Annotated in this window: 7 protein-coding genes; 4 read left to right on the top strand and 3 right to left on the bottom strand. The window is 48.9% G+C overall.

Translation table 11 applies throughout. The features are described from left to right. Positions 1 to 367 precede the first annotated feature (367 nt). Entirely contained in the window at positions 368 to 1,954 is a 1,587-nt protein-coding gene (locus Q0140_RS09770; RefSeq protein WP_297964138.1) for a DMT family transporter, read from the top strand. Here the strand turns inward: Q0140_RS09770 and Q0140_RS09765 are convergent. Together Q0140_RS09765 and Q0140_RS09760 are read right to left on the bottom strand one after the other, a co-directional pair. Continuing rightward, a complete protein-coding gene (locus tag Q0140_RS09765) occupies positions 1,898 to 2,701 on the bottom strand; it encodes a metal ABC transporter permease (RefSeq protein ID WP_297964136.1) in 804 nt (267 codons plus the stop codon). The genes Q0140_RS09770 and Q0140_RS09765 overlap by 57 nt on opposite strands. Further along, a complete protein-coding gene (locus Q0140_RS09760; protein ID WP_297964134.1) occupies positions 2,694 to 3,461 on the bottom strand; it encodes an ABC transporter ATP-binding protein in 768 nt (255 codons plus the stop codon). Before Q0140_RS09760 ends, Q0140_RS09765 begins: the two co-directional genes overlap by 8 nt. Before the next feature lie 99 nt (positions 3,462 to 3,560). On the opposite strand from Q0140_RS09760, the gene Q0140_RS09755 reads away from it, so the two are divergent. From Q0140_RS09755 to Q0140_RS09745, 3 genes are read left to right on the top strand one after another with little or no spacing between them, the layout of a single operon-like run. Further along, positions 3,561 to 4,361 carry a methyltransferase domain-containing protein gene (locus Q0140_RS09755; protein WP_297964132.1) on the top strand — a complete coding sequence of 267 codons (801 nt, stop codon included), beginning with the start codon at positions 3,561 to 3,563 and terminating at the stop codon, positions 4,359 to 4,361. Then, complete coding sequence (locus tag Q0140_RS09750) at positions 4,324 to 5,196, top strand: cytochrome c peroxidase (protein ID WP_297964130.1); 873 nt, start codon at positions 4,324 to 4,326, stop codon at positions 5,194 to 5,196. Before Q0140_RS09755 ends, Q0140_RS09750 begins: the two co-directional genes overlap by 38 nt. Continuing rightward, entirely contained in the window at positions 5,186 to 7,606 is a 2,421-nt protein-coding gene (locus Q0140_RS09745) for a GGDEF domain-containing phosphodiesterase (RefSeq protein WP_297964128.1), read from the top strand. The genes Q0140_RS09750 and Q0140_RS09745 overlap by 11 nt, the downstream gene beginning before the upstream one ends. Before the next feature lie 458 nt (positions 7,607 to 8,064). Here the strand turns inward: Q0140_RS09745 and Q0140_RS09740 are convergent, their stop codons facing one another. After that, complete coding sequence (locus Q0140_RS09740; RefSeq protein ID WP_297964126.1) at positions 8,065 to 9,573, bottom strand: succinate CoA transferase; 1,509 nt, start codon at positions 9,571 to 9,573, stop codon at positions 8,065 to 8,067. Positions 9,574 to 9,633: the final 60 nt, after the last annotated feature.

Below are 9,633 nucleotides of genomic sequence, written 5' to 3'. Positions count from 1 at the left end.
GATTTTTTAAGCAAAAACGAAAGGGAGTTTCGCAAAAACTCGGGCGCGATTTTAAACGCCATAAAGACGATCAGATAGGCGCGACTGCACCAAGATCTCGGCGAAATTTTACTTTAAATTTATGAAAAATTCTATCTCGGAGCCCGCGGAAAATTTTAATTCAGAACCCGCTTTAAATTTTATCTCGGATCCGGTACGCGAGCGCGCTAAAAACACAGCTTTAAATTCTGCTTCAAATGCGGCGTTTGCGTGTGTAAAAAATACAGCGCTCTGCGGCGCGGCGAATTTTGCTTCCGCTCTCCTCTTCAAAAGAAATTTCAAATTTCAAGACGCAAATGTCCGGTTAAATTCTATCCGCGGGAGAAATTTGAAATTTTATCCCGCTTCGGTCGGTTTTGCCGTGCACAGTCTCGTAGCGCCCTATTCCGCTCCGCGCGTCAGAAATATCGAAAAAAAAGTTGCTTTAAATTTTGCGGCTCTTGTGCTAAATTTGAAGTCCGCGCAAATTCCAAACTGCACCGAAAATAAAGCTTTAAATTCCGTAAATGCCTCCGCAATAAATCCTTGCGAAAATTCCGCAAAAAATTTCAAACGAAATTTTATGGGAAATTCCACTCATAGTAGCGCAAATAGCGAGAGTTCGCTAAATCGTGCGAGCGCCGTAGACGAGCCAAATTTAAGCCCCGTAAAAAGCCTCGCCGCCGCTCATACGCGACGCTCAAAGAAAAATTTTACCGATATCATTGCAAAGGGCCACGGCTTCGCTCAAGCGCTGCAGGGGTTTGGATTGAAAAATTTTGAGGCGCGGAATTTCGCGAAGAAATCTAATTCGGCAGAGAATTCTAGCTCCGCTCGAAGCTTAAATTTCGCGCAGAATTTCGATTTCGCGCAAAGCTCTGATTCTACGCAGAGCCCTGCTGCCGCGCAAAATTCTGCCTCTACGCAAAACTGCACGCAAAGCTCGAATTCCGCGCAGAGTTTCGGGCAAAATTCCAATTCCGCGCAAAACCCCGCTCCACCTAGCAGACTGTGGGATCTGGGGCTACTTTTCGTAGCGATCGTTTGGGGATGCACTTTCGTGCCGGTTCAGCGCGCGCTGCATAGCGGCGACGTTTTTAGCTTTTTGTTTTGGCGCTTTTTGGCGGCGAGCATTTTTACCTACCTCGCCTGTCTGCGCTTCGGCGTCAAATTTGACCGCGGCACGATAGGGCGGGGCGTGTTTTGCGGGCTGATGCTGTTTTGCGATTTTTCGTGCCAGACCATAGCGCTTGATTATGCGCTATCATCGACGGTGGCGTTTATTTTGGGGCTTAACGTCGTCATCGTGCCCTTTTTAATGCTTGCGTTTTTCGGCAAAAAGGTCGGTGCGAGCGCCTTTGGTGGCGCGGTCGTAGCGCTTTTGGGGCTGTATTTTTTAAGCGGAGCAAGCGCGGTGGGATTTGGCATAGGCGAGCGGCTGACGCTGATTTCGGCGTTTGCATACGCGCTTCACATCGTCTTTACCGGCGTTTGCGCGCGCAAGAGCAATCTCTACGGCTTTGTGATCGTGCAGTTTATCTGCGTCTGCGTATGCGCGCTGATCGCGGCAGTTTTCACTCCGCACGCGGAATTTGAAGGCGAGATAAAGGTACTTGGAAATTTGATCTTTTCGCCGAGTTTCGACTTCGTTTTTGCGCTGGTTTTGACCTCGATCTTTGCCACCGTCGCGGCGTTTGTGATCCAAACGATGGCGCAAAACCGCGGCGTAAGCGAGATAAAAACGGTGCTGATTTTCGCGCTGGAGCCCGTAAGCGCGGGCATAATGGGGTATGCCTTCGGCGAGAAGCTAAGCGCGCTTCAAATTTTAGGCGCGGCGCTGATACTAGCAGGCATCCTGCTTAGCGAACTGGGCGGGCTTTTAGGCGCGAAGTTTGCTAAAAATCGAGCTTACGAAAAAGCAGACCGAGGCGACTAGGATTATCGAGGCGCCGCTGGTTAGATTGAGCTTGAAGCTCAAAACAAGCCCCGCCGCGCAAAAAAGCGCCGATAGCGCGCAGCTTATCGCCATCATCGAGCCTAAGCTTTTTGAAATTTTTTCGGCGATGAAGGGCGGGATCGTCATCAGCGAGATTACTAAGATTAGTCCTACGATCTGAATCGACGCGACCACCGCGAGGCTCGCCATCACTACGAGGACGTAGTAAAAGACGCTCGTATTCACTCCGCGCAGCAGGGCGAATTCCTTATCGAAGCTGATCGCTAAAAACTGTCTGTAAAAGCACGCCGTAAGCGCCGCAAATGCCGCGCCGCAAATGCCGATGAAGATTAAATTTTCATGATTTATCGCTAAGATCGAGCCGAATAAAAAGCTCATCAGATCGGATTTATACCCGGGCGTGAGATCGGCAAAGATTATCCCAAGCGCCATTCCAAACGCCCATATCGCGCCGATTACGGCGTCGAAGCGCTCGGTGTTTCGTAGCGTAACGTAGGCGATGAGCAGCCCCAAAAACAGCGCAAATACGCTAGCTCCCAGCACGGGCGAGATGCCTAAAAATAGCGCGATGCCGATGCCGCCGTATGCGCCGTGCGCGATGCCGCCTGCTATGAAGCTCATGCGATTTATCACGACTAAAGAGCCCACGACGCCGCAGACTATACTGACCAAAAGCCCGCCGAGAAGGGCGTTTCGCATGAAATCGTAGGATAGAATTTCAGCCATTTTTGTCCTCCTTGCAGCAGCATTCGTTAAGCGCGAGATCGACGGCGCAGAAGTGTCCGTGCTCGCGTCGCAGGTGATCTAAAAATTCCGCTCTGCCTCCCGGATCGATCTCGTGGGTGTGCGCCGAGCCGTTTGCGACGTAAAGAGCGCGGTTTGCGTAGTTTAGCGCGAGCTGCACGTCGTGGCTGATTAAAATTATGCCGCAGCCGCTCTCGTTTAGGGATTTTAAAAGCTCGTAAATTTGAACCTGCCCCATCGTATCGATGCTCGCTAGCGGCTCATCAAGAAGTAAAATTTTAGCCTTCGCGCACAGCGCCCGCGCGATGTAAACACGCTGTCTCTGCCCGCCGCTAAGCTCGCTGATACGGCACCCTGCAAGGTCTTGCATGCCTACGCGCTCCAAAGCTTGCATGGCTTGCTCGCGCTCGGATTTGGAGTAAAAGCCGAAAATTTTCTTATCTATCAGCCCCATTAAAACGACTTCGAGCACGCTGATGGGAAAGCTTTTGTTTATCGCGATGAACTGCGGCACGTAACCCATTTGCGCCCTGGCAAGCGCGGGCGATCTGCCTAAAATTTCGATCGTGCCCGAGCTTGGTCGCAGCAGCCCCAAAAGCAGCTTCAAAAGGGTGCTTTTGCCGCCGCCGTTGGGCCCGAAAATCGCTAAAAAATCGCGCAGCTCGTAGCTTAGGTTTATATCTTTTAAAATTTCGCGTTTTTCGTAAGCAAAGTTTAAATTTCTTATCGTCACGTCCGCCATGAACGCCCTTTCGCCTAGATTTTGAAAGCATTTATTATAGCCCAAATTCGGAAAAATTGCCAAATTTTGCTATTATTACAAAAAATTTAAAGGCGAGCGGTGGAGAAAATCGGCGAAAAATCACATAAAAATAGCTGGGATAAAAAGTCCGAAAGTTACGCTAAATTTAGCGGCGAGCTAGGGGATTTCGGCAAGCGGGTGTTTGAGATACTGCGCGGCTGGGGCGTGAGCTTTGCGGGCAAAAGCGTGCTAGACGTGGGCGCCGGCACGGGGGTTTACTCGCTGTATCTCGCGTCGCTGGGCGCTAAAGTAACGGCGATCGATAGCTCGGAGGGGATGCTGCGCGAGCTAAGGCGCAGCGCGGAGGAGTTTGGAATTCGTCTGCAAAACGTATTAAATTTAAGCTTTGCGGAGTTTTGCGAGCGGCTGAGCCGCGATGGTTTTGCAAACGCGGCGGGCGAAAATTTTAAAATTCCCGTATTTTTTGACATTGCGTTTCTTACGATGAGTCCTGCGCTGAAGAGCACGAAGGATTTTGAGGCGTTTTTGGCTTTGGGCGAGCGAAAAATTTATCTAAACTGGGCGAGCGAGCGCAATTCATCGATGCTTGCGCCGCTGTTTGAGCGCTTCGGCGCGGGGTATAAAAGACTTGCTACCGCCGCCGAAAAGTTTGAGGCGCTGCTTGGCGCGCGCGACATCAAATTTAAAAGCGAAATTTTAACCGAGAGGCGCGAGCAAAAGCGCAGCCTGCAAGAAGCTGTGCAAAATGCCGCGTGGCACCTGCATATGGACGGCGCGGAGGCGAGCGAGCGTGAGATCGAGGAGCTTTTGAAAAAGCGGGCTAAAGGCGGGGTGATAAGCGATGAGATCGAAGCGAGCTTTAAGCTGTTTTATATTTAGCCTGGCGCCCGTTTTGGGGCTTTGCGGCAATCTTTTCTCGCCGCTTGAGATGCCTAAATATGACCCACAAAAGGCTCGTCTGGGCGCAAAAATTTTTACCGACGTAAGATTTAGCGGCAAAGGCCGCTCCTGCGAGAGCTGCCATAACTTCTATCTAAACGATTCGGGCGCTTCGGTGCGCGATGGACGCGTGCCTACGCTAATAAATTCTTATTATTTTGACCGCTACTTGGGCGATTATAATTTCGCGGGCTTTGAAGCGCGGATCGCGGCGTCGGTTTTTAGCGAGAATGAACTGGACGCGAGCGAAGATAGAATTTTAGAGCTTATCAGGAAGAATTTAGCCTACAAGCAGGCTTTTGAAAGTGCTTACGGCGAGGCAAATACGGCGAACTTTATTGATGCGCTGAAGGAATTTTTAAAATCCAAAACGGCGATAAATTCCAAATTTGACCGATTTTTGCGCGGCGAGGTTAAGCTAAATGATGCCGAATATAACGGATATGTGCTTTTTGTGCGGCTATGCTCGGCATGTCATAACGGCGTTAGTCTAGGCACCGGCAGCTTTACTAAAATTCGCCCAAGCGCGGAAGAGGAGGATGTGCCTAGGCATAGGCTCACTTCCGATGGATTTGAGTTGCGCCGCGTGCCTAGCTTGCGCAATATCACGCAAACCGCGCCTTACGTAAACGGGCAGACGGATTTGCGTCTTGCGGTGCGGCAGATCGCAAAGGATCTGCTAAAATACGATCTTAGCGATGGGGAACTTGATGCTTTGATGAGCTTTTTAGCTACACTTAAGGGCGAGATGACGGAGGCGCAGGATGAAAGATAAGATAATGTGGGCTTTGATGGTGGGGATTATGATATTAGGCATAATCATCGCCGGGAATTATTTCTCGTCGCTAAGAGATGTAGCGAGATTTAGCACGATTTCGCGCGAGCTAGCTTTGATCGATAATGCCGATAACCGCTTAAATATATTATTTGATGCAAAGATCGCAAGAAGGGACTTTTCGATCGCAAATGCCGATATGCGCGGCATCTATCAGGTGCTGCAAGCTCTACAAAAAGACAAAATCATTGATAAAATCGGACTTAGCGGCGATGTGCGCGCGATCGGAAGCGCTTTTAGCGATAAAATTTCACTTTTGGACGAGCTTGGGGCTTTAAATTCGCAGAATTTAATCCTTTTTCAAAGTCTGCAGCAAAAATTTTTATCCAGTGGCGCAAATGCGCAAAGAGCAAATCTCTACTCTCAAATTTTAGGGCTTAACTATAAAAATCGCTCCGAGATCTCTGCTTTAAAAAGTGCGCTAGAAAACGCAGATGCGTCAAGCCCCGACGAAGCTGCGTTTATAGGAATTGCACGGCAAATTTTAAGGAATTTCGAGCGGCAAAATATCATTGTAAGCGATAATCTCTCGTTGCTAAACGAGCGCTTCGCAAGCCTGCGCGAGCGATTTTCTTACGCTAGTGAGGAATTTTACGGCTCGTTTATGCAAATGACGATGCTTTACACGGCGGTGTTTTTGTCGTTTTTACTGCTTACTTACATCATAAATTCCGATGCTTTGCGTAGTAAACGCGCCCTCGCGCCCTATCACGCACTATGCGAACAAGCAGGCGAAGCGATAGTTTTAGCAGATCAAAACTTTAAAATTTTATACGCCAATAAAAGCGTGCTTAACTTAAGCGGCTACGAACAAAGTGAGCTGGAAGGAAGCGATCTTGGAGTTTTGATGCCCAAAGATAAAGGGATCGAACTTCCTGCGATGGTAAATAAAAGCGCCAAAGATACGCGCCTGCTTCGTAAAAACGGCGAACTAGCCGATGTGAGCCTAAGGCTAGCAAATATCGCCACCGCATCCAAGCCGCCGCTATATGCGCTTTACGCTCATGACATCGGCGAGCGCGAGATTATGAAGCTAGCTCTTGCGAACGCGAAGGAGAGCTTAAACAATCAAGTCTATATCGATCATCTTACGGGCCAGGGCAACGAAGCAGCGCTATATGAGCTAATAAACGCCGAAAAAACGGGCGTAGCGATCTACATCACTATCGTAAATTTTGCAAATTTGCGACTTTTTTACAAGGCAGAAACGACAAATGAAATTCTGCGCTCCTTTGCGCGTACGCTTGCGATGTGTATCGAATCGCACGAGATCAAAGCCAGTATCTTTCGCATCCAATCGGATGAGTTTTGCCTATTTTACGAGGGACTAAATGTCGCGCGCGACGTGGAGATCATAAATAAATACTTCACCGACAAGGTTTTTAATCTCCATACCACCGAGGGCTTTGCCTCCGCGCCTTTAAATATCACGATGGGCGTGAGCGAGCGTGCCGACGTAGCGGGTGGCGCAAATAGGGTCTTTCAGGCGGTTATGGCGATGTATGAGGCGCAGAGTAAAAACGAGCACGTGGGCTTTTATTCGCGCCCAAATGCGATTGAGGAAAAATATCTTCAAAACCAGATTATGATCAACACCATTCAAAATGCGATCAAGAAAAATCAAGTCTTTGTGCTTGTTCAGCCCATATTTGATATCACCCACCGCGATCCTAGTGGTAACACCTACGGCACCGAGGGCGGTGATTATGTCCCGTTAGTATATGAAATTCTAATCCGCCTAATCGACCGCTCGGGCAAGACGCGCTGCCCGGGTGAGTTTATCGATATCGCAAAGCAAACCTCGCTCTACATCCCGCTAACTCAGGTCGTAATAAACGAAGCCTTTCGCTTGCTAGACCGCTTCGCAGGGACTTGCTTTAGCATAAATCTTTCATATTTTGACATCGCAAACGAAGGTATCAAGGAGCTTTTAGAGCGCAAGCTCGCATCCAGCCCAAATGCTTCAAATCTATTTATTGAAATTTTAGAAAGCGAGGAATTTGACGATTACGAGAGCCTACGCAGCTTCATCGCCGTAGCCAAAAACTACGGCTGCAAGGTCGCGATAGACGATTTTGGCAGCGGATACTCCAACTACTATAGAATTTTAACGCTTGACGTGGATTACATAAAGATCGACGGAGCGCTCATCAAAAATATCGCAAACGACAAAAACTCGCGCGCTATCGTCGAAACCATCGCTAACTTCGCGCGCAAGCAGGGCTACGAGCTCATCGCTGAATACGTAGAAAACCACGAAATTTCAATCATCTTAGAAGAGATGGGGATTAAATATATGCAGGGTTACTTCTACAGCAAGCCGATGGAGCCTTCGAGGATAAAATTCTAATCTCATCTCGCCACGACTTTATAGCCCGCCTCTTTAAATTTATAGCCCAAAGATCGCCTTCGTAAGGCGAGAAATTCTGTTTTAGCAAGCCGCTGCTTTAATTTATACGGAATTTATCTTGCAAATACTACGCGGTTTTATCGCGAACTTATGGCGCGCCTTATAGCTAGGATTGGCTTGGCAAATGAAGTGAGAGCTAAATTTAAAATTTGATAGCAGATTTATGGATGAAATTTTGCGAAGTTCAAAATTTTAAAATTTTATGGCGCAAATTTTCAATTCATTCATATAATAAACATTTCGCGCGAACTTTGCGAAAATAAAAATTTTAACAAGCTTTGCTCTAAGTAGCGATAGAGCTTTCAAATGCAGGCGGAATTTTTAAGTGCAAACTTCCCGCTTCAGCAAAAATGGGTTTAAGCTTTAGGCTTTAGCGCATTAGCTCAAGCAAATTCGCTCTAAGCCTTCATACTCCCCGTATCTTTAAATCTTTGATGCCACGACAGCGCCTCGCTTAGAATGTGTGGAGTATGCCCAGCACAGGGCTGCGCACATGCCCGCTCAAAATAATCTCTCAGCGCGCCTTGGTAGGTGGGATGTGCGATGCTTATCATAGCGCGAGCCCGTTCGCGAGGGCATTTGCCGCGCAGATCGGCGATGCCGTATTCGGTGATAATGACTTGAGTGTCGTGCTCAGTATGATCAACGTGACTCACGAACGGCACGATAGCGCTGATCGCGCCGCCTTTAGCTAGCGACGGGCTAAGAAATAGCGACAAATATCCGTTGCGAGCGAAGTCACCGCTACCGCCGATGCCATTTTTCATCTGCGAGCCCATGACGTTAGTGGAGTTTACGTTGCCGTAGATGTCTGCCTCGAGCATGCCATTCATCGACACGACGCCAAGCCTTCTGATAAGTGCTGGCGAGTTAGAGATATCTTGCGAACGTAGTATGATGTGCTTGCGGTAGAAATCGATGTTTTTTTGAAATTCCTCAACACCTGCAGGGCTAAGCGATAGCGCTGTGGCACTTGCAGTGCCTACGACGCCTCTTTTGATAAGATCTAGCATGCCGTCTTGGATCACCTCGGAATAGCACTGCAGCCCTTGATAGCCAGCATTTTGTAGTGAGCTAAGCACGGCATTGGCGACGTTACCGATGCCCGATTGTAGCGGCAGTAGCTTCTTTGCGGGAAGTCTGCCACAAGCCTCCTCGTTTTTTAGGAATTTCACGACGTTGCAGCCGATCGCACTTGAAATTTCATCCACGGCGGTAAAATTATTGACGCGATCATGCGTCCTAGCCTCTATTACAGCGACTACTTTGGCAGGATCTACATGCATATAGGGGCTACCTACGCGATCGCCTACGTGCTTGATCGGCAGATCCTCAGCATGCGGCGGCAGGCGCAGATCCGTAACGTCGTGAATGCCCTCCAGCTCAAGCGGCTGATAGTAATTCACTTCTAAAATCACGCGATCGGCGATATCGAGCCAGGCTTGGTTATTGCCTAGCGACGTGGACGGCACGAGCACGCCGCTTTCTTTAATCGCCACTACTTCGATCACGGCAAAGTTTAGATGTGGAAAAAAGCCAGCTTTAAGCTGCGCGGCAAGGCTTGATAGATGCACGTCCGCGTATCGCACGGCGCCGCTATTTATCGCACGGCGCATATCGGCATCCGTAAAAAACGGCACGCGAAAGCTCACGGCACCTGCTTTTGCCAAAACTCCGTCTAAAAGCGGATCGGTCGATGCGCCCGTAAAAATTTCGATTTGATAGGGCTCGCCTTTTTCGTGCAGCGCCATCGCTCGTTGTGCCAGAGCCTGCGGCAGCGCTAGTGCGCAGCCCGCCCCAACAAAGCCGCTAAAGCCCACCGATGCGCCATTTGGGATCAACTCGCAGGCTTCCTCGGCGCTCATAATTTTTGATTTTAGATATTTGTTTTGCACGCGTGAGTTCATTTTCCGTCCTAGCCGTGATTTGGGCGAAATTATAATATTTTTGCGCTAAATTTCAAAATC

This window comes from uncultured Campylobacter sp., from assembly GCF_938045405.1.
Classification (GTDB): domain Bacteria; phylum Campylobacterota; class Campylobacteria; order Campylobacterales; family Campylobacteraceae; genus Campylobacter_B.
This window is presented reverse-complemented; position numbering and strand designations above follow the sequence as displayed.